The organism is Ideonella lacteola (assembly GCF_038066555.1).
GTDB classification, from domain to species: Bacteria; Pseudomonadota; Gammaproteobacteria; order Burkholderiales; family Burkholderiaceae_C; genus Ideonella; species Ideonella lacteola.
On sequence record NZ_JBBUTG010000016.1, the window covers coordinates 112,028 to 133,396 of the forward strand.

13 protein-coding genes are annotated in these 21,369 nt (G+C 67.2%); 2 read left to right on the forward strand and 11 right to left on the reverse strand.

Annotation, left to right across the window (positions count from 1 at the left end):
- Nucleotides 1-13 precede the first annotated feature (13 nt).
- From AACH06_RS21860 to AACH06_RS21890, 7 genes are all read right to left on the reverse strand, one after another.
- Nucleotides 14-994, reverse strand: coding sequence for an aldo/keto reductase (locus AACH06_RS21860; RefSeq protein WP_341427942.1), 981 nt, complete (start codon nucleotides 992-994; stop codon nucleotides 14-16).
- A gap of 46 nt (nucleotides 995-1,040) precedes the next feature.
- Nucleotides 1,041-1,592 (reverse strand): SRPBCC family protein, encoded by a 552-nt coding sequence (locus AACH06_RS21865; protein ID WP_341427897.1) that lies wholly within the window; start codon nucleotides 1,590-1,592, stop codon nucleotides 1,041-1,043.
- 40 nt (nucleotides 1,593-1,632) lie between these two features.
- Nucleotides 1,633-2,973 carry a vWA domain-containing protein gene (locus tag AACH06_RS21870; protein WP_341427898.1) on the reverse strand — a complete coding sequence of 447 codons (1,341 nt, stop codon included), beginning with the start codon at nucleotides 2,971-2,973 and terminating at the stop codon, nucleotides 1,633-1,635.
- A gap of 253 nt (nucleotides 2,974-3,226) precedes the next feature.
- Nucleotides 3,227-4,189 carry an AAA family ATPase gene (locus tag AACH06_RS21875; RefSeq protein ID WP_341427899.1) on the reverse strand — a complete coding sequence of 321 codons (963 nt, stop codon included), beginning with the start codon at nucleotides 4,187-4,189 and terminating at the stop codon, nucleotides 3,227-3,229.
- 56 nt (nucleotides 4,190-4,245) lie between these two features.
- Nucleotides 4,246-5,034 carry an FAD binding domain-containing protein gene (locus AACH06_RS21880; protein ID WP_341427900.1) on the reverse strand — a complete coding sequence of 263 codons (789 nt, stop codon included), beginning with the start codon at nucleotides 5,032-5,034 and terminating at the stop codon, nucleotides 4,246-4,248.
- Nucleotides 5,035-5,047: 13 nt separating this feature from the next.
- Entirely contained in the window at nucleotides 5,048-7,408 is a 2,361-nt protein-coding gene (locus AACH06_RS21885; RefSeq protein ID WP_341427901.1) for a xanthine dehydrogenase family protein molybdopterin-binding subunit, read from the reverse strand.
- 12 nt (nucleotides 7,409-7,420) lie between these two features.
- On the reverse strand, nucleotides 7,421-7,900 hold the full coding sequence (locus AACH06_RS21890) for a (2Fe-2S)-binding protein (protein ID WP_341427902.1): 480 nt from the start codon (nucleotides 7,898-7,900) through the stop codon (nucleotides 7,421-7,423).
- A gap of 254 nt (nucleotides 7,901-8,154) precedes the next feature.
- Between AACH06_RS21890 and AACH06_RS21895 the strand changes: the two genes are divergently transcribed.
- Entirely contained in the window at nucleotides 8,155-9,162 is a 1,008-nt protein-coding gene (locus AACH06_RS21895; protein WP_341427903.1) for an XdhC family protein, read from the forward strand.
- A 7-nt stretch (nucleotides 9,163-9,169) separates the two neighbouring features.
- Here AACH06_RS21895 and AACH06_RS21900 read toward each other — a convergent pair whose 3' ends face one another.
- Both AACH06_RS21900 and AACH06_RS21905 read right to left on the reverse strand, forming a co-directional pair.
- Nucleotides 9,170-9,613 (reverse strand): hypothetical protein, encoded by a 444-nt coding sequence (locus AACH06_RS21900; protein WP_341427904.1) that lies wholly within the window; start codon nucleotides 9,611-9,613, stop codon nucleotides 9,170-9,172.
- 70 nt (nucleotides 9,614-9,683) lie between these two features.
- Complete coding sequence (locus tag AACH06_RS21905) at nucleotides 9,684-13,544, reverse strand: PAS domain-containing protein (RefSeq protein WP_341427905.1); 3,861 nt, start codon at nucleotides 13,542-13,544, stop codon at nucleotides 9,684-9,686.
- 276 nt (nucleotides 13,545-13,820) lie between these two features.
- On the opposite strand from AACH06_RS21905, the gene AACH06_RS21910 reads away from it, so the two are divergent.
- The gene (locus AACH06_RS21910; RefSeq protein WP_341427906.1) at nucleotides 13,821-17,186 is read left to right on the forward strand and encodes a S41 family peptidase; all 3,366 of its coding nucleotides are present in this window, start codon (nucleotides 13,821-13,823) and stop codon (nucleotides 17,184-17,186) included.
- A gap of 155 nt (nucleotides 17,187-17,341) precedes the next feature.
- Here AACH06_RS21910 and AACH06_RS21915 read toward each other — a convergent pair whose 3' ends face one another.
- Nucleotides 17,342-18,955 (reverse strand): calcium-binding protein, encoded by a 1,614-nt coding sequence (locus tag AACH06_RS21915; RefSeq protein ID WP_341427907.1) that lies wholly within the window; start codon nucleotides 18,953-18,955, stop codon nucleotides 17,342-17,344.
- Nucleotides 18,956-19,599: 644 nt separating this feature from the next.
- Entirely contained in the window at nucleotides 19,600-21,159 is a 1,560-nt protein-coding gene (locus AACH06_RS21920; protein WP_341427908.1) for a methyl-accepting chemotaxis protein, read from the reverse strand.
- Between the last annotated feature and the right edge of the window lie 210 nt (nucleotides 21,160-21,369).

Here is a 21,369-nt window from a genome sequence, read left to right on the forward strand (position 1 = left end):
GGTCTGACTTCATTCAGCGCCCCACCATCTTCTGCAGCGCTTCGGGGTAGCGCGCGCCGTGGATCTGGATCTGTGCCGCAGCACTCTCGATCGCTTGCGCGTCGGCGGCAGACAGATGCAGCCGAGTGGCGGCCAGGTTTTCATCCAGCCGGTGCAGTTTGGTCGTGCCGGGGATGGGCACGATCCACGGCTTCTTGGCGAGCAACCAGGCCAGTGCCACCTGGGCCGGCGTGGCGTCGTGCCGCTGGGCCACGCCTTTGAGCAGGTCCACCAGGGCGGCGTTGGCCTTGCGGGCCTCGGGGGTGAAGCGCGGCAGGCCGGCGCGAAAGTCCGCCGGGTCGAGCGAGGTGGATTCGTTCATCTGCCCGGTCAGGTAGCCACGGCCCAGCGGGCTGAAGGGCACCAGGCCGATGCCGAGTTCCTCGAGCAGGGGCAGGATCTCATCGTCCAGTTCGCGCGTCCACAGCGAGTATTCGCTTTGCAAGGCTGTCACGGGCTGAATGGCGTGGGCGCGGCGGATGGTCTGCGCATTGGCCTCGGACAAGCCGAAGTGTTTCACCTTGCCTTCGCGGATCAGGTCTTTCACCGTGCCGGCCACGTCTTCAATCGGCACCTCGGGGTCGGGGCGGTGCTGGTAGAGCAGGTCGATGGTGTCGATCTTCAGCCGGCGCAGCGAGGCGTGTGCCACCGCGCGGATGTGCTCGGGCCGGCTGTCCACGCCGGGCATGGCATCCACGCGGAAGCCGAACTTGGTGGCGATCACCACCTGGTCGCGCACGGGCGCCAAGGCCTCGCCCAGCAGCTCTTCGTTGGTGAAGGGGCCGTAGATCTCGGCGGTGTCAAAGAAGGTCACGCCGCGCTCCACAGCGGTGCGCAGCAACGACACCATGGCCTGCCAATCGGGCTTGGGGAAGTAGGCGTGGGTCATGCCCATGCAGCCCAGGCCCAGGGCCGATACCTTCAGGCCGCTGCGGCCCAGCTCACGTGGTTCGATCATCGGAGGCTTCTCCTTGGAGGGGCCGCCGATGATGAACGAAGCGTCAGGCGCCGGCGCCAAACAGGCGCTTCAGCCATGCCACGAATCGGGCCATCGCGCCGCCCGGCGCGGCCTCGGCCTCGGCTGTGGTGGGCTGCGGCGGTGGGCCGTATTTCTCCACCAGCGCCACGGTGAAGTTCTCGAAGAACTCGGTGGCCATTTTCTGGGCGGCCATGTCCACCAGGCGGGAGCCGATCTGGGCGATCTTGCCGCCAACCGTGGCATGCGCGGTGTAGTGCAAAACAGTCTCCGCCGGGCCATTGGCTTCCAGGCGCACGGTGGCGTGCCCTTTTCCATGGCCAGCTGGCCCGCCCTGGCCTTCGAAGTGAATCGTGTAGCTGTTGGGGGGCTGCACGTCTTCCAGCCGCAGCTTGCCTTTGAAGCGGGCCTTCACTGGCCCCACGGCGGCCATGACGGCCAGCTCGAAGTGGTTGGGCTCGGTGGGGGTGATCGATTCGCAGCCGGGGATGGCGGCTTGCAGGATGGACACGTCGTTGAGTGCCTGCCAGGCCGTCGCCTGGGCAACGGGCAGGGCTTGTTGGCTGGTGAGTTCCATGCGGGGATGTCGAAGTGTGTGGAGGGATGGGGGGCTGCCATCAGACCGAGGTCTGCGCAGGTGGCACAGGGGGAACCGCACGGGCCGTCGTGGGCTGGCGACGCCCGCGTCGCGGCCCGGCCTCGCAGAGCACGGTGGCCAGCGCTTCGAGGCTGGCCAGGTTGTGGGCGGGCAAGAACAGGTCCACATGCGGACGCATCGCGCGGATGCCGCCGGCCTTCGCCTCGAAGCCGGCGTAGCGCAGCAGCGGGTTCAGCCACACCAGCCGACGGCAACTCTTCGCCAACCGCTCGGTCTCGAACGCCAACTGGGTGGTGTCGCCGCGCTCCAGCCCATCCGTGACGAGCAGCACCGTGGCGCGCCCGCCGCCCAGCGCCCGCCGCGCCCAGTGTCGGTTGAACTCATGCAGGCTGTCGCTGATGCGGGTTCCGCCTGACCAGTCCTTCACCTGACGGGTCACATGGGCGATCGCGATGTCGGGGTCGCGTTGCCGCAGTGAGCGGGTGATGGGGGTGAGCCGGGTGCCAAAGACAAAGCTGGTGATCCGCAGATCCGATTGCGCCAGCGCATGGGCAAAGTGCAGCAGCATGCGTGAGTAGTTGCTCATCGAGCCCGAGATGTCGGCCAGCACCACCAGCGGGGCCGGCTGCTCGCGCGGCCGCTGCCAGCGGATGGTGGGCAGGTCGCCCCCGTGGCGTGCCATGGCGGCGAGCGTGGCACGCCAGTCGACCCGGCCCGGTCGCGCATCCGGCGCGTGGCGGCGGGTGGGCAGCGGTGGCATGAAGGCGCCCATGCGCGCCACCAGGCGCTTGGCCTGCTGCCACTCCGCGGCGGTGAGCGTTTCGAAGTCGCGGTGGCGCAGCACCTCGCGTTCGCTGGCACTGAACGGCGCGTGGATCTCCACCTCGTCGGGTGGTGGCGCGGCCATCGCGGGCGGTGGCGCCGAGCCTGGCGGAAACAGCGCATCGGCCAGGCGCCGGTTTTCACGCTGCGGCGCGGGCGGGGCGCCGCCGTCACGCGCCGAGACTTTGGGCAGCAGCATCGCCATCATGCGACCCAGCAGATCGGGATCGCGCCAGAACAGCTCGAAGGCCTGGTCGAACAGGGCGCGGTGCTCTGCGCGGTCGATCAGGCAGGCGGCGAGCGCGGCCTTGAAATCGCGCCGCGATTGCAGGGCCCCTGCGGCCAGCGCTTGCAACGAGAGCTGCACACGATCGGTGCCCACCGGCAGGCCGGCATCGCGCAGCACCCGTGCGAAGTGCAGCACGTTGTCGGCGAGGTGGCCGGGTAGGTTTGGTGTGGATGCTGCCGGCAACATGTCACTCGCGCTGTCGCTGGCGTGGAGCGTGATCAGGCCTGCGGGGTACTCTGTTCCGCTCATGTCCCCCGCCGCCAGCCTGCGGCTGCCGGCTTCTCCTGATACTTCGCTTCACACAGCACCCCGCCGTCCTGATCTGGCATCGTGTTGGCTGATCAACGAGAGGCAGACCACTGGGATTGCTGCGGGTGCTGGGTGACCGGCGCAGTGAAGTATCAGGAGGAGGTGATGGCCGAAGGCCAGCGCCGGGGGACATGAACGGAGCCGGTTACCCAGCACCCGCAGCGCGCAGCGATCGACCGGTTCAACGTCCATTTCAGGCGCGCCCAGCGCTTCGCATCGCATCCTGCGCCTCGGCCAAGAGCCGTGCCGCCTCACCGCCTTGCATGCGGGCGATGTCGTCCTGGTACTTCAAGATGACGCCCAGCGTGTGCTGCACCGTCTGCGGATCCAGCACCATCGCATCCAGCGCCATCAGGGCGCGCGTCCACTCGATGGTTTCAGCCACGCCGGGCAACTTGTAGAGATCCACCCCGCGCAAGCGCTGCACGAAGGCGACGATCTCGGCGGAGAGCCGCTCGGGCGCGCCGGGGACCCGGCGATCCAGGATGGCCCGCTCGCGCGCAGCATCGGGGAACCCCACCCAGTGGTAGAGGCAGCGGCGCTTGACCGCGTCGTGGATCTCGCGGGTGCGGTTCGACGTGATCACCACCACCGGCGGCTGCGTCGCGTGCACGGTGCCCAGCTCGGGGATGGTGATCTGAAAGTCTGACAGCACCTCCAGCAGGAACGCCTCGAACGGCTCGTCGGCGCGATCGAGCTCATCGATCAGCAGCACCGGCGCCACCGGGTTGGCGGGATCGATCGCCTGAAGCAGGGCGCGCTTGATGAGGAAACGTTCGCTGAACAACTCGGTTTCGAGCGCACTGCCGCGGCTCGTGATGCCAGGTGCGGCGGCGGTGGCGGCTTCAGGTGGCCCGAGCTCGCGCAGGCGAATGGCCATCATCTGCCGCGCGTAGTTCCATTCGTAGGCGGCGCCCGCCAGATCGAGCCCTTCGAAGCACTGCAAGCGGATCAGTGGGCGATCCAGCATGCGGGCGAGCGTCTTGGCGATCTCCGTCTTGCCCGTGCCGGGCTCGCCTTCGACAAACAGCGGTCGCTGCAGCTTCAGCGCCAGGAACGTGGTGGTGGCCAGCTCGCGCTCGGCGACGTAATCGTGCGCCAACAGCGCCTGCACGGTGGCATCGATCGATTCGGGCAGGGCAGTGGGGTGGGTCATAGGGCTGGAAGAGAAACGCCGCAGCGAGTGCGGCGTTTCAGTGGGGCGGCAAAGGCTCAGCTGGCGGCGACCGCTCGGCCCGCCAACACCGGGATCAGCGCGGCGCGGTATTCGCCCGAGCCGTGCAGGTCGGTCGTCATGTCGGTCGGCGAGAGGGTTGCCCCTTGGCAAGACGCCGCATCCCAACTGGCCTTGAGCTTGGCTTCCAGCGCCTCAGCGCGGAATACGCAGGCCTTGGCACCGGTGACCGCCACGCGCACGCCGCCCGCACCCTTGCTCACGAAGACGCCGACCGTGGCGAAGCGCGAGGCCGGCTGCTTGAACTTCTCATACCCGGCCTTGTCGGGCACGGGGAACTTCACGGCGGTGATCATTTCCCCATCGCGCAGCGCGGTTTCGTACAGGCCCTTGAAGAAGTCGTCGGCCGCGATGGTGCGCTGGTCGGTCTGGATGGTCGCACCCAGGCCGAGCACCGCAGCTGGGTAGTCGGCGGCCGGGTCGTTGTTGGCCAGGCTGCCGCCGATGGTGCCGCGGTTGCGCACCTGCCGGTCGCCGATCTCGCTGGCCAGATGCGCCAGCGCCGGGATGGCTTGGCGGATTTCTTTCGACGCCGCCACTTCGGCGTGGGTGGTCATCGCGCCGATGGTCACCGTGCCGCCGGCCACGGTGATGCCGCGCAGGCCCGACACCTGGCCCAGGTCGACCAGGGCGTCGGGCGCCGACAGGCCCAGTTTCATCGCCGCGAGCAGCGATTGACCTCCGGCCACGAACTTGGCGCCGCCGGCCGAACCGGCACGCACCGCATCGGCCACCGAGGTGGGATTTTGATAAGCAAAGGCTTGCATGGTGGTGGCCCTTTCAGCGGTTGCTCTTGATGGCTTGCCAGACGGCGTATGGCGTGGCGGGCATCGGCACGTCCTTCACGCCAATGGCGTGGCAGATCGCGTTGATGAGGGCTGGCGGCGAGCCGATGGCACCCGCCTCACCGCAGCCCTTCACACCCAGCGGGTTGTGGGTGCACGGGGTGCCCTTGACCGTTTCGACCGTGAAGGTGGGCAGGTCGTCCGCGCGCGGCATCGCATAGTCCATGTAGCTGCCGCTGAGCAACTGGCCGGTTTCCTTGTCGTACACGCCGTGTTCGAGCAGTGCCTGGCCGATGCCTTGCGCCAGGCCTCCGTGCACCTGGCCTTCGACGATCATCGGGTTGATGACGTTGCCGAAGTCGTCGCAGGCGGTGAAGCGGTCGATTCGGGTGACGCCGGTGGCGGGGTCGACCTCCACTTCGCAGATGTAGGTGCCGGCCGGGTAGGTGAAGTTGCTCGGGTCGTAGAACGCGTTTTCGTTGAGGCCCGGCTCGAGCTTGTCGTGCGGGAAGTTGTGGGGCACGTAGGCGGTGAGCGCCACCGAGGCGAACGGCACCGCCTTGTCGGTACCGGCCACCTTGAACTGGCCGCCTTCGAACTCGATGTCGGTGTCGGCCGCCTCAAGCAGGTGCGCGGCGATCTTCTTGCCTTTGGCGATGACCTTGTCGAGCGCCTTGACGATGGCCGTGCCGCCCACCGCCAGCGAACGGGAACCGTAAGTGCCCATGCCGAAGAGGATCTTGCCCGTGTCGCCGTGCTCGATCTCGACATCGTCGATCGAGATGCCCAGCTTGTCGGCCACCACCTGGGCAAAGGTCGTCTCATGGCCCTGGCCATGGCTGTGGCTGCCGGTGAAGATGGTGACCTTGCCGGTCGGATGCACCCGCACCTCGCCGGCTTCGAACAGGCCCGCGCGGGCGCCCAGCGCACCCGCCACGCTCGAAGGCGCGATGCCGCAGGCCTCGATGTAGGCCGAATAGCCGATGCCGCGCTTGAGCCCCTTGGCTTCGCTGGCCTGCTTTCGAGCCGCGAAGCCTTTGACATCGGCCAATTGCTCGGCGCGGTTCAGGGTCGCGTCATAGTCGCCCGTGTCGTACGTGAGGCCGACCGGCGTGGCGTAAGGGAACTCGTGGATGAAGTTCTTGCGCCGGATCTCGCCCGGATCCATGTTCAGTTCGCGTGCGGCCGTCTCGACCATGCGCTCGACCACGTAGGTGGCCTCGGGCCGACCGGCGCCGCGGTAGGCATCCACCGGCGCGGTGTTGGTGAACATCGCGTTCACCGTGCAGCTGATCTTGGGCGTTCGATACTGGCCGGCCAGCAGCGTGGCGTACAGGATGGTGGGCACGCAACTGGAGAAGGTGGACAGGTACGCGCCCAGGTTGGCGGTGGTGTCGACCTTCAGCGCGAGGAAGGTGCCGTCCTTGTCCATCGCCAGCTGGGCGGTGGTGGCGTGGTCACGGCCGTGCGCATCCGACAGGAACGATTCGCTGCGTTCGGCCGTCCACTTGATGGGCCGGCCCACGCGCTTGCTGGCCCAGACCAGGGCGGTCTCTTCGCCGTACAGAAAGATCTTTGAGCCGAAGCCGCCACCCACATCGGGCGCCACGACCCGCATCTTGTGCTCTGGAATGCCGAGCACGAATGCGCACATCAGCAGCCGCTCGACGTGCGGATTCTGGTTGGCCACATACAGCGTGTAGCTGTCGCCGGCGCGGTCGTACGCCGCATTGGCAGCGCGTGGCTCGATCGCGTTCGGAATGAGACGGTTGTTGCGGAAGCTCAGCGTGGTGACATGGGCCGCGCTCTTCAGGGCAGCCTCGGTGCCGGCTGCATCGCCGATCTGCCATTGATAGCAGCGGTTGTCCGGGGCTTCGGCGTGCACCTGGCCTGTGGCGTTCAGGGCCTCGGTCACGTCCACGACAGCGGGCAGCTCGTCGTAATCGACCTCCACCAGCAGTGCGGCGTCCTTGGCCTGCTGCAGTGTCTCGGCGACGACCATCGCGACGCGGTCACCCACATAGCGCACCTTGCCATCCGCCAGGATGGGGTGCTTGGGCTCCTTCATCGGCGTGCCGTCGATCGAGTTGATCAGCCAGCCGCAGGGCAGGCCGCCCACCTCCTTGAAGTGTGCGCCGGTGAAGACGCCCAGCACCCCGGGCGCGGCCTCGGCGGCGGCGGTGTTCACGCTCTTGAGCGAGGCGTGGGCATAGGGCGAGCGGACGAAGACCGCATAGGTCTGGCCCGGCAGCGTGATGTCGTCGGTGTAGCGGCCAGTGCCGGTGAGAAAGCGCGCGTCTTCACGCCGCTTGACAGCCTGGCCGATGAAGCCACGGGTCTCGGTCGGTGCGTTCATGGCGTCTCCTCGTCAGGCCGCGGGGGTGTTCATCGCTGCGGCGCCTTGCTGGACGGCCTTGACGATGTTCTGGTAGCCGGTGCAGCGGCAGAAGTTACCGTCGAGCCCTTCGCGGATGGCTTGGTCGCTGCCGCAGTCATGGTGCTTCACCAGATCGACCGCGCTCATGACCATGCCGGGCGTGCAGAAGCCGCACTGCAGGCCGTGGCACTCGTTGAAGGCCTTCTGCATCGGGTGCAGCGTGCCATCGGCCTTGGCCAGGCCCTCGATGGTGGTCAGCTCGCGGCCGGCCGCCTGCACGGCGAGCATGTTGCAGCTCTTGATCGCACGGCCATCCAGGTGCACGGTGCATGCGCCGCACTGGGCGGTGTCGCAACCGACGTGGGTGCCGGTCAACTGCAGCGTTTCTCGGATGAACTGCACGAGCAGTGTCGAAGGTTCGACGTCGCGTGTCACTTCGCGGCCGTTGACCTTCAGCGTCAGCGTGGTCATGTCGTCTCCTTGCTTCGAGTAGTGCAAATGGGCCCTGGAGATGAACGCCCGACAGGCGACGCCCCGGAGTGCGCTGCATCTTAGGCATCGGACAGTCGGCTGGCTGGTGCCACAAACACCTAGCAATGTCCGGCACGATGACCCCGGCGGCATCGGGGTTCACCCGGGGGCTGTTCCAAAACGGAACAGCCGGCCCGCGGGCTCAGGGAATCCGTGGCCCTGCACGGACAAGCCGCATCCGCCACACTGGCGTCATGGACAACGTGGATCTCAATATCCTGCGGCAGGTCGTGGCCTGGCGCGCAGGCGGGCACCGGGTGGTGATGGGCACGGTGACGCGCACCTGGGGCTCGGCGCCGCGGCCGGTGGGCTCGGTGGTGGCGGTGCGTGACGACGGCGCAATCGCCGGCTCGGTGTCGGGGGGCTGCATCGAAGACGATCTGATCCAGCGCACCAAGGCGCAGGCACTGGCGGCCACGGCTCCGCAGGTGGTTCGGTACGGGGTATCGGGCGACGAGGCAGCGCGCTTCGGCCTGCCTTGCGGCGGCACGCTCGAGCTGGTGCTGGAGCCGCTGGCCGATCACAGCCAGGTCGAGGCATTGCTCGACCGGCTGGTCGATGGCCAGCAGGTGCGGCGCGAGTTGACGCTTGCCACCGGCGCGGTGGCGTTGAGCGAGCCCGAGGGCGCTGACGTGGTGGTGCTGGACGAGCACCGGCTGATCACCACCCACGGCCCGAACTGGCGGCTGCTGATCGTGGGGGCGGGCCAGATGACGCACTACCTGGCCCAGATGGCCCAGGCGCTCGACTACCAGGTGACGGTGTGCGACCCGCGCGACGAGTACACACCTGCCGAGCCCTTACCGGGCGTGCGCTACCTGCGCGACATGCCGGATGACGCGGTGCAGGCGCTGAGGCCGGACGCCCACACCGCCGTGATCGCGCTGACGCACGACCCGAAGCTCGACGACCTGGCGCTGATGGAAGCCCTCAACTCGCCGTGCTTCTATGTGGGCGCCATCGGTTCGCGGGTGAACCAGGCCAAGCGCAAGCAGCGTCTGGCCGAACACTTCGACATCGGCGAGGCCACGCTGGCGCGGCTGCACGGGCCGGTCGGAATCAAGAATGGGGCCCGCACGCCGCCGGAGATCGCGGTGTCGATCCTCGCCGAGCTGACGGCCGTTCGCTACGGCTGGCGCATTCCGGAGCCGGTGTTCCTCGGCGCGGGGCCGGCCGGGCCGGAGGCCGGTTGCCAGGTGTGATCGACGTTCAGTCGAGCGTCGCCGCGTCAGCGAAAGCGTCGGTCAGCTCCACATCGGCGGCCACCAGCACGACCGCGTCGGCCATCGGCAGCTTGTCGAACGAGCCGTGGAAGACAAAGACCTCGGTCTTGTTGAAATAGACCTGGTAATCGCCCCCGCTGCCGCCGATGCGCACGGCGCGCACGGCGTGGATCAACTTGCCGCCCTGGGCGACGGGTGCCTTGGTGCAGGCTTCGAGCGCGCTGATGTCGGCGGCGGCCAGGCGCACCACGCGGGCCGCGGCCAGGCGCGGGGCCACGGTGGCGCGGCAGGCAGCGCTCAGTTCAAGGGCCTGCTCGGGCTCGTGCGCCAGGAAATCCTGCGGCGCGGTGATCGGGCGCCGCCACGTGGCCTGCGCCTCGCTCAGCGCGGGCGCCGACGCGATCAAACACAGGAACAGCAAGCGCCACATGTCGGCTCCTCGGTGCAGGTTCTGGATGGTGTGGGGTAGTTGCGGCCACCTGGGCCGCGCAGCGGGCGCATCAGCGTAGCGGCCCGTCGGCCAACTGGGCCCTCATCCGCTGGACCAAATCGAGCAGTTCTTCATGAAGCCCTTGCCCCATCGCCGCCAGGGTGGCGGCGTCGAACGGCAGGTGCAGTTGGTGTTCGAGCTGGCGCACGGACTGCGTCAGCGCCTCGGCACCGATCGCGCCGGCGGCCCCGCGCAGCGAATGGCACACCGCCGCCCACTGCGCGTTCGTGGAAGGGGTCGGCGGCTCCATCAGCGCCGGAAGCCCGGGCCCATACGCCTGGACGAAGCGTTCCAGCACCCGCTCGAGCGTGGGCCAGTGGCCGGCGACCTGGGCCAGGGCCTGATCGATGTTCAACCCTGGAATCGGGTCGAACCGCGCAGGCGCGGCGATCGGGGTGGCGGATGGCGCGGCGGGCGGTGGCGACAGCGTGCGCGCAGGCGCCGTGCGAGAAGAGGGCTGCCCGGAAGGCGCTGTCGGGCCGGTGCCATCGCGCGGCGAAGGCGGTGGCAGCCAGCGCAGCAAGGTGGTGTAGAGGCTCGCGGGGTCCACGGGTTTGGCCACGTGGTCGTTCATGCCCGCTTCCAGGCAGGCCATGCGGTCTTCGCCGAAGGCATTGGCCGTCATGGCGATGATCGGCGGCCGAGGCCCCAGGCGGCGTCGGATGGCACGGGTAGCGGCCAGGCCGTCCATCACCGGCATCTGCATGTCCATCAGGATCAGGTCGTAAGGCCGCGTGCTGGCCAGCTCCACCGCGCGGCGGCCGTCGGCGGCCGTCTCAACGGCGAGCCCGACCCGGTCGAGCAGCTCGCCTCCCACTTCCTGATTGATCGGGTTGTCCTCGACCAGCAACACCCGCTGGCCGGCGTGGGCACGCCGCAGGCGGGACTCGCTCTCGGCCAGAGGCGACAGCGGCTCGGCGGGGGCAAAAGTTTCGTCGGCCTGTTCGAGCCACACGGTGATCCAGAAGGCGCTGCCGACACCCGGCTCGCTCTGCACACCGACCTCGCCTTGCATCATGGTGGCGAGATGGCGCGTCAGCGCGAGGCCCAAGCCGGTGCCGCCGTGGCGGCGGGCGATGGTGCTGTCCGCCTGTTCGAAGGCGGTGAACAGGGCGGCCTGGCGCTCGGGCGCGATGCCCTCGCCGGTGTCTTTCACCTCGAAGCGCAGCTTCACCCGCCGCCCGTCGCGCGCCACGACCTGGCCCGACAGCCGGACCCAGCCGTGCTGGGTGAACTTCACCGCGTTGGACAGCAGGTTCAGCAGCGCCTGGGACAGGCGTGTGGGATCGCCGCGCATGCGAGAGGGCAGGTCGGCAGTGTCGCAGCGCAGCTGCAGGCCTTTTTCTCGGGCGCGCCCCGCCACCAGATCGAGCGTTTGAGCGATCAGTGCTTCCAGGCGGAAATCGGTGATCTCGAACACCATCTTCCCGGCCTCGATCTTCGACAGATCCAGGATGTCGTTGATCACCTGCAGCAGGTGGTGGGCCGCGTGGTCGACCTTGTCCAGCCGCTCCAGTTGCACCGGGTCGTTCGAATCCTGCGACATCAGGTGGGTCAGGCCGATGATCGCGTTCATCGGGGTGCGGATCTCGTGGCTCATGTTCGCCAGGAAAGCGCTCTTGGCCCGGCTGGCCGCCTCGGCCGCATTGCGTGAATGCTCCAACTCGGCATTGGCGCGCAGCAGCTCGTTCTCGGCGCGCTTCAGGGGGGTGATGTCGAAGGCCATCACGTAGACGCCCAGCACCTCGCCCGGCACCGCTTCATCGGGCAGGTAGTGCAACTGGTAGAAGTGGCTTTGGCCGTGGCGCTCGATCTGCTCGCGTTCGAAGTGCAGCGCTTCTCCGCGCAATGCCGTCCGCAGGCGGGGCAGCACCCGTTGCAGGAACTCGCCCTCGAACACGTCGTTCAACGGGTGGCCGATCACCTCGTCTTCCGTCTTCTCGAACCACTCCAGGAAGCTGCGGTTGGCGAAGCGGCAGCGCATGTGCCGGTCCCAGTACACCACCCGACCCGGCAGCGTGTCGGTGAGCGTGCGGTTGAAGCGCACCATTTCTTCGAGACGGCTGACGGCTTCGCGCAGCTCGCGGGTCCGTGCAGCAACCTCTTCGGCCAGGTTTTCGCGGTGGCGGGCGATCTCGTCGTCCTGAGCCTTGCGGTTGGTCACGTTGGTGAACGAAGTCACCACCGCCATCAGCTCGCCGCTGTCGGGGTTCAAGACGGGTGACGCGCTGACCTCGAACCAGACCTTGTCGCCTTGCGGGCTGCGGGTGTGCAGCAGCACGCCCTCGAGCGCCGGCTCTCCGCGCAGCACCCGGCCGGGCGGCGTTTCTTCGGGCGGCATCGGCGAGCCGTCCTCGCGCAGCATCGTCCAACCGGGCGCCACGATGTTGCGTCCTTGCCAGTCGGACTGACGGGTGCCGGCGATCTTCTCGGCCGCCGGATTGCAGCTCAGCACCACGCCGCGCGGGTCGCATACCAGAACGCCTTCGTTCAGCACCGAGACGACCGTCCGGAAGTGGGCCTCGCTGGCCCGCAGGGCACGGTGGGCGCGGTGGGCATCGGTCATGTCGCGCGAGACGCCGAACACGCCGATCTGCTGGCCATCGGCGCCATACAAAGGCCCGCGGGTGCACAGGTTGATCCGGTCGCCGTCGGGCCCGGGCAGCCGCTCGTCAAACACCTGGGGCGAGCCCGCTGCCAGCGCGGCCCGGTCGTGGGCCTGCAACTGCTCGGCCAGCTCCGGCCCGAAGATCCGGGCGTCGTCATGCCCGATGACTTCGTCCGCGCGCTTGCCAAATTCGATGCAGGCGGCCCGGTTGACGAAGACGTAGCGGCCCTGGCCGTCTTTGGCGAAGATGGCATCGGATGAGCTGTGGGCGATCGCCTCCAGCAGGCCCAATGTCTCCATGCGCGCTTCGTTTTGTGCCCGATCGCGGCGTGCCTGTGCCAGCCGCTGGCGGTGGTGCCACTGCCAACTGGCGAGCCCGAAGCCGATCAACGCCAGCGCACCGCTCAGCAGCGTCCACGCCGCCGTGGTCCACACCGGGCGGTCGACCTCGCGGACGTCGACTTTCGACACCAGCCACCAGTCGGTGCCGCGCACCGGCCGCACCGACGCGAGCACCTCTTCCCCGCGGTAGTCCACCGACTGCATGACGCCGCCAGGGAGGGCCTCGGCCCGCAGCGCGCGCGCCACCGCGACCGGTGAATGCCTGAGCGACTGGCCCAGCTGGCCTGCGCTGCCGGGCCGATGACGCACATCGCTCAGGTTCACCAACTGGTCGCCCACACGGCGCCAGAGGATGGACTCGCCACTCTCGCTGGGTACGGGCCAGGTCACGAGCATCGGGAACAAGGCGCGACCAGGGTCGACCTGCAGCACGATCGCCCCTTGGGCCGGCGAGCCCGTGCCCACCAGAGGCACCACCACGTCGAACTGCCGTTCGAAGCGCGCCCCTTCCTGGCGGTAGATGCCGGTGTGCATCGGCGTGCCGGCGGCCAGGGCCTGCTTCAACAGGCTGTCCAGCTCTGGGTTCGTTCCGGACGGCTGCGGGTGTTCGCTGGCGAGCACGCGTCCTCGGGCGTCCATCACCAACACGCCATCGCCGTCATTCGCCTGCCGGAACTCGATGCTGCGGGCCAGCAGGCGGTCGACATGGGCGGGATCGCCGGTCTTCTGCCACTGGTTGAACAGCTCGGCCAACGCCGGCCCGCTGGACATGACCCGTGCGAGCATCATCTGTCGCTCGACCCAGGATTCGACCTGGGTGGTGCGCAGCTCGGCGAGCGATTGCAGGTGGGCGCTGGCTTGGCGCCGCTGCGACTGGAACTCTCGCCAGACCACCCAGCCACCCACTGCAGCGACGGCCATGGCGAAGGCCAACACTGGCGGCCACCAGCGTGGCAGCGGAGATACGCGCCTGATGGCGCCCCGTGCGAAAACAGTTTTCGGCACCGGCCTTCCCTGGGCGTCCATCCTGAGCGGGACGTCTGCGGCTGATTGTGCGCCGGCTGGCCTTCGCCGTGAAGCCCGGACTGGCGCTGCGGTTCATCCTCGCCAAGCGGCATTTCGTCGGAAGTCGCCCGTCTGGTGCCCAAGCTGAGGCATATTCGCGGGCTTCGAAAACCGTCGACTGCGCTTGACCTCATGAAACGACGACTGACCCCTGGCCGCCTGGCGGCATTGACGATCTCGATGGCCGTGGCCATGCAGGCCCACAGCGCCGCCCCGGCGCCTCTGGGGCCGGTGAAGGACCCGCTGTGGCTGCGCTACTCGGCCATCTCGCCGAACGGCCAGGAGATTGCCTTCGCGTTCCAGGGTAACCTGTTCGTCGTGCCAGCCGGCGGCGGCGTGGCTCGCCTGCTGGTGAGCAACGGCCACTACAGCTTCTCGCCGGTCTGGTCGGCCGATGGCCGCACGATCGCCTACGCGAGCGACACGCACGGCAATTTCGACGTCTACGTGGTGGACGCCGCCGGTGGCCCGTCGCGCCGGCTGACCACCCACTCGGCCGGTGAACTGCCGTTGACCTTCACGCCGGACGGCAAGGAAGTGCTGTTCAGCGCCCAGCGCATGGACGCTCGCACCAATGTGCAGTTCCCCAGCGGTGCGGTGCGTGAGCTCTACAAGGTGTCGGTGGACGGCGGCAAGCGGCCCACCCAGGTCTTCAGCACCCCGGCCATGGCCGGCCAGCTCAACAGCCAGGGCAGCCTGCTCGTCTATGAAGACTGGAAAGGCTATGAAAACGCCTGGCGCAAGCATCACATCTCACCGGTGGCTCGCGACATCTGGCTGTACGACGCCAAGACGGGCAAGCACCGCCAGTTGACCTCGTTCGGCGGCGAAGACCGCAACCCCGTCTGGGCACCGGACGAGCAGGCCGTCTACTACCTGAGCGAAAAGAGTGGCTCGTTCAACGTCTGGAAGATGCCGCTGAACCAGCCCGAGGCGGCCACCCAGGTGACACGCTTCACCAAGAACCCGGTGCGCTTCCTGAGTGTGGCCAAGGACGGCACGCTCAGCTTTGGCTACGACGGTGAGCTCTACACGATGGTGCCTGGCGCCACCGAGCCGAAGAAAGTCTCGGTGCAGATCGCCGCGGACACGCGTGTGGACCGCATCGAACACCTGAAGCTCAGCGAAGGTGTGACCGAGATCGCCGTCAGCCCTGATGGCCAGGAGGTGGCCTTCATCGTGCGCGGTGAGGTGTTCGTGGCCTCGACCGAGTTTGGTGACACCCGCCGCATCACCGACACGCCGGCGCAAGAGCGGTCGGTCAGCTTCAGCCCGGACGGCCGCCGCCTGGTGTTTGCCGGCGAGCGCGACGGGTCGTGGAATCTGTACGAGGCTCACCTGCCCGGCAAGAAGAAGGACGTGCCGTACTTCTTCAGCGCGTCGAACGTGCAGGTGAAGACCTTGCTGAAGAACGGCAAGGAGAACTTCCAGCCCCGCTATTCGCCTGATGGCAAGGAGGTGGCGTTCCTGGAAGGCCGCACGACGCTGAAGGTGCTGAACATCGCCAGCGGCAAGGTGCGCGAGGTGCTGCCGGGCGCCATGAACTATTCGTACGCCGACGGCGACCAGTGGTTTGACTGGTCGCCGGACGGCAAATCGCTGCTGGTCAACTTCGTCGACCACAACCGCTGGAGCACCGAGGTCGGCTTGATCGATGCGCAGGGCAAGGGGCCGCTGCTCAACTTGACCAAGAGCGGCTACGAAGACTTCCACCCTGTGTTCACCCAGGGTGGCAAGGCCATGCTCTGGTACAGCGACCGCATGGGCCTGCATGGCACCGGCGGTGCCGCGCAGCAGGACTTGTTCACCATGTTCTTCACCCAGGAGGCGTTCGACCGCTTCAACCTGGAGAAGAGCGAGTTCGCGCTGCTGAAGAAGCAGGAAGAAGACAACGAGAAGAAAGACGGCGACAAGAAGGACGAGAAGAAGGAAGACAAGGCCAAGGCCGACGGCGCCAAGAAGGGCAAGGACGGCAAGGACGACGACGACGAAATCAAGCTGCCCGAACCGGTGAAGATCGAGCGCGAGGGGCTGGAAGACCGGGTCGTTCGCCTGACGCCGAATTCAGGGGCGCTACGCGCCGCAGCGATGACGCCGGATGGTGAGACCCTGTACTACCTCGCCCAGACGGCCGAGTCGTATGAGCTGTGGTCCTTGCGGGCGCGCCACAAGTCGGTCAAGAAGGTGGCCGAGTTCCCGGCAGGCAAGGTCGATCGCGGTGAGCCCGAGGGCGTCGACCTTCAGCTCGACGCCAAGGGCGAAAACGCCATCGTGCTGGTGGGCGGCTCGATCCGCAAGTTCAAGGTGCCGAAGGAAGAGGGCGAGGTGAAGGCCGAGCCGATGGAGTTCAGCGCCGACATGCGCCTGGACCGCGTGGCCGAGCGCCAGGAGATGTTCGAGCACATCTGGCGCCAGACCCGCGAGAAGCTCTACGTGGCCGACATGGAGGGCGTGGACTGGGGCTACTACCGCAAGGTGTATGAGCGTCAACTGCCCTTCATCAGCAACAACTGGGACTTCGCCGAGGCGATGAGCGAGATGCTGGGCGAACTGAATGTGTCGCACACCGGCTCAGGCTACCGGCCTCACCCGAAGGATGCCGACGCCACGGCAGCCCTGGGCGCCTTCTTCGACGAGAGCTACCAGGGTGCAGGCGTGAAGGTGGCCGAGGTCATCGACGGCGGCCCGCTCGTCAACGCCAAGGTGGCGCTGAAAGCCGGCATGGTGATCGAGAAGATCGACGGCGTGGCGATTGGTGCTGGCGCCGATTTTGATTCGCTGCTGAACCGCAAGGCCGGCCAGCGCATCGAGCTGTCGGTGTTCGACCCCGCGAAGAACAAGCGCTTCGAGCAGGTCGTCAAGCCCATCTCGCAACCCGAGCAGAACGAGCTGCTGTACAAGCGCTGGGTTCGCACGCAGCGCGACATGGTCGAGAAGCTGTCGAATGGCCGGCTGGGCTATGTGCATGTGCGCGGCATGGATGACGAAAGCTACCGCGATGTCTTCTCTGAAGTGCTGGGCCGGCACAGCGGCAAGGAAGCGCTGATTGTCGACACCCGCTTCAATGGCGGCGGCAACCTGCACGACGAGCTGGCCACTTTCCTCTCGGGCAAGGCCTACCTCGAGTTCCTGCCTCGTGGCCAGTCGCTGGGCTGGGAGCCGACCGGCAAGTGGGTGAAGCCGTCGGTGGTGCTGATGAGCGAGAGCAACTACTCCGACGCACACCTGTTCCCGTGGACCTACCGCAAGCTGGGCATCGGCAAGCTGGTCGGCATGCCGGTGGCCGGCACGGGCACGGCCGTCTGGTGGGAGACGCTGCAGGACAGCACGCTGTACTTCGGCATCCCGGAAGTCGGCTTCCGCGACTCGAAGGGTGAATTCATGGAGAAGGCACTCGTCGAGCCCGACGTGAAGGTGCCCCATGACCCGGCACTGCTGGCCAGCGGCCGAGACCTGCAGCTGGAGGCGGCCGTCAACGAGCTGCTAAAGAAGCGCTGATCAGCGCCTGGGCAGCGTCTTGGATGGCGGCTGACGCCACCAAGGTCGTCAATGCCAAATAGAAGGGGGCGCCCGTTGGGGCGCCCCTTTGCTTTGGGTTGGCTGCGTTCACCGCCCAAATTTCCATTCGGTACGGCTTCGCGACGATCGCTTCATCATCCGATCAAGATATCGCTCGCGTGCAACTCGGTGCCTGCGCCAAGCGATGCGATCAAGTGTGCCGCCTGGCCGCCAGCACCGTCCGCGTCGTAGTAGAGAGAACCCGTCGATTGGTCGTAGATCAGGTGATCGGTACTGCTGGCCGCGGTGGTGCCCTCATGGAACATGGCGTCATTCAGTTGGCCGGTGGCACCCAGGCGGCCAAACGCGGTGTGGTTCAACTGCAGGTGATCGCTGCCGCTCACAAAGTCGGTGATGTGATCGGCATTGCGCGGGTCCAAGGTATCGCTGGAAAAGACGAAGGTGTCACTGCCGCCGGCGCCGCAGAGCGTGTCGCTGCCTGTCCCCCCGTCGATCCTGTTGTTGCCCGAGTTGCCCGTGATCGTGTTGGCGAGCCCGTTCCCGGTTCCGGAGATGGCTGCGCTGCCGGTCAGCACCAGCCGCTCGACGTTGCTATCGAGCACTCGACTGACCGAACTCTGCTCGGTGTCGACGCCGGAATTGCTGGATTCAACGACACGATCGGCAGCCGAGTCCAGGACATAGACGTCGTCTCCGGCCCCGCCTTGCAGCATGTCGGCGCCTGTTCCGCCGTTGAGCAGGTCGCCGCCAGCGCCGCCAGACAGGTTGTCGACTCCGTCGCCCCCGGTCAGGGAGTCATCGCCGTCGGCGCCACTGAGCGTGTCGTTGCCTGTACCGCCGTCTTCGGTGTCATTGCCCGTGCCGCCGTTCAGGTTGTCGTTCCCGCCCGCACCGGCCAGCTGGTCATTGCCATCATCACCGCTGAGCACGTCGTTGCCCAGGCCACCGTCTTCATCGTCGCTTCCGGCGCCGCCGGTCAGCTTGTCGTTTCCGTCGCCACCTGACAGGTCGTCGTCTCCAATGCCACCGTCTTCGGTGTCATCGCCAGCACCTCCGTCGAGCAAGTCTGCGCCGTCGCCGCCGCTCAGGCGATCGGTGCCCTTGCCGCCGTCCAAATCGTCGTTGCCGGAGCCACCGGTGAGTTGATCGGTGCCGTCGCCGCCATCCAGCGAGTCGTCTCCGATTCCACCGTCCTCGTTGTCATTGCCCAGGCCGCCGGAAAGCGTGTCGTCGCCGGCGGCGCCGGTCAGCCGGTTCGAGCCGGAGTTGCCGTCGATCCGGTTGTCCAGTTGGTTGCCCCCGCCGTTGTGTGCGTGGGAGCCGAGCCGAAGGTCTTCCAGGTTGGCGCCCAGGGTGTAGTCGACATCGGCTTCGACCGTGTCATGCCCCTCGCCGTCGTTTTCGGTCACATGGTCACCTGCGCTGTTGACGAAGTAGCTGTCGTCGCCGTCTCCGCCGTCCATGTCATCGTCGCCGCTTCCGCCGTCGATCGTGTCGTCGCCCAGACCGCCCCGCAGGTGATCGCGGCCGCCACCACCGTGCAGCTCGTCGGAGCCGTCGCCACCGTCGAGCGTGTCATCGTCCTCTGAGCCGTCCTCAACCTCGCCTGGCGCGTCGTCGTCCGCGGACAAAGCCACGGCGCGACCTGCGTTGTGGGTCGGCTGGGGCGGGGCGACATAGGCTGGGTTGAACTCCGACTCGACCAGGGCGGCTGCGAGGCCTGGCTGACGGAAGAAGAACTGGCTCATCAAGGGTCCTTTCACTGCTGCGTGAGGCCGGCGGTGGGTGCCGGCCTGGTTACCTTTTTATCGACGTCGGAGCGAGTGTGTTGATCGTCGTGATACGTTAAGTTACAAGAAATGTGCATGATGCACGTTTGATGGATCGGCGGTGGATCTCAGGCCGGGCCCCGATGGCCGACGAGGCGCGTTGGAGATGAAGAGGGTTCGAAGCCATCCTTGTCGCTGCCTGTCCCACGCGAAACGTTGCCCGGGCAAGGCCTGCGGCGCATAGCCTGCCTGCCAGCGGGGTGGCTTCGTCGGCGGTGGGCGGGCGCCGCGCGGCAGCGCCACGGCAGGAGAGGGGGACGTCCCTCTGCCAGCCTGCAGGCCTGTGCGCGGCCGGATGGCCGGTGGTGATCAGGTCGAGCGGCCTGAATCCCAGAAAGGCGAGGGCCCGGTGTGTACGTGCGGCGTCACGCCGCTGCCGGTTTATTAGGGCGTGGGCTGGGCTACGAGGTGCACCCTCGGCAGCCCTCAGGGGGTGAATGGCCGCTCGCGGACTCGGGGTTGTGAGCGCGATGCAGAGTGAACCCCGGCGCGCGAGCCCGACCCGGCATCACCGCCGGCAGCGGAAGACCGACCGGGCGGTTCTGGGCCCCGTTGGCGGCTCGTCAGGCCTCGACCCTGAACACCCGCACCAGATCCGCGAGCTTGGCGGCCTGGTGCTTGAGGCTCTCGGCGGCGGCGGCGCTTTCCTCGACGAGGGCGGCGTTCTGTTGGGTGACGTTGTCGAGCTGGTTGACGGCTTGGCCGATCTGGCCGATGCCGTTGTTCTGCTCATGGTTGGAGGTGCTGATCTCGGTGATCAGCTGGCTCACGTGCTTGACCTGGCGGACGATGTTGTCCATGGTCTGGCCGGCGTTGGCCACCAGGCGGGTGCCGTTGTCGACCTTCTCGACGCTTTCGTTGATGAGGGTCTTGATTTCTTTGGCCGCATGGGCGCTGCGCTGGGCCAGCGATCGCACCTCACCGGCCACCACCGCAAAGCCCCGGCCTTGCTCGCCGGCGCGGGCGGCCTCAACCGCCGCGTTCAGCGCCAGGATGTTGGTTTGGAAGGCGATGCCATCGATGACGCCGATGATGTCGGCGATCTTCTTCGAGCTGTTGCTGATGTCGTCCATCGTGCGCACCACATTGCCCACGACTTCGCCGCCTTGGGTGGCCACCTGCGACGCGCTGCTGGCCAGCTCTGTGGCCTGGCTCGCGGTGTCGGCGTTCTGCTTGACGGTGGCGGTCAGCTCTTCCATCGAAGCGGCTGTCTGCTCGAGGTTGCTCGCTTGCTCTTCGGTGCGCTGGCTCAGGTCGGCGCTGCCGTTGGCGATCTGTGACGAGCCGGTGGCGATCGATTCGCTGGCTTCGCGCACGCTCGTCACCATCGTGACCAGGCTGTCGTTCATGCGTTTGAGCGCGGCGAGCAGCATGCCCGGCTCATCACGGTAGCGCGCCTCGATGCGGCCGCTGAGGTCGCCCGCCGCCACCGTTTCAGCCGCCTGCACTGCTTGCGAGATCGGGCGGGTGATGGTGCGGGTGACGAAAACGCATCCGAGGGCCGCGATCAGCAGGCCGGCCAGCGACAGCCCGATCTGCACGCCTGCGCTGCGGTTGCGAACCGCCTCGACCGCCCCGACCACCGTGCCGGCACGGGCCATGGCGTGTTCGTTGATCGCGTCCACCGCCTTCTCCATGCCGTGCACCGCCTGCTTGAATTTGCCGAGCGCGGCATTGGCATCTTGCGTGGAAGTGATCTGGCCCGCCTCGATCGCGGCGATGGTGCTGGCGAAGCCATCGGCGTAGGCCTTGTAGCCTTCGCCGATGCGACCCAGCTCGGCCCGGTCTTCTTCGGAGAGGTCCAGCGCCTTCGCCTTGTCCAGCACGGCCTGCAGTTTGGCGCCGGCGTCCTTCCACTTCTTGACGTAGCTCTCGCGCTTCTCGGCATCGGCCAGGTTGATGAAGCTGTCCTTTTCGAACCGGCGCTCCTGCAGCACGAGGATCTGCAACTCCGCGGCGCGCTGGGCCAACGCCACGTCCTGATCGAGCGTGCGCCGCGTCATGTCGTGCAACGCGTTCAGTCCCCAGATGCCGGTGCCCGCGATCGAGGCCATCATCAGCAGCACGGTCCCGATCATCAGGCCCAGTCTGGCCCCGATCTTCAGGTTCAAAAAGGCAGTCATCGCGTCACTCCCGGTGTTCACGCGCTTGGTGGATGGGTGGGCCTCCCGAGAACTAAGGGGGAACCCCAATCGTTTGCTTTATCGACCGGTGCCGTCAGTGGGTGAGCCGAAAAAGCGTGCGAAACAGCGCACCTAGCATTCCGTTCTTGGCCGCAGTCTCGCCCCGCAGCGAATTGCGGCATGGAATTGGCTGGAAAGTGCCTGCCAACT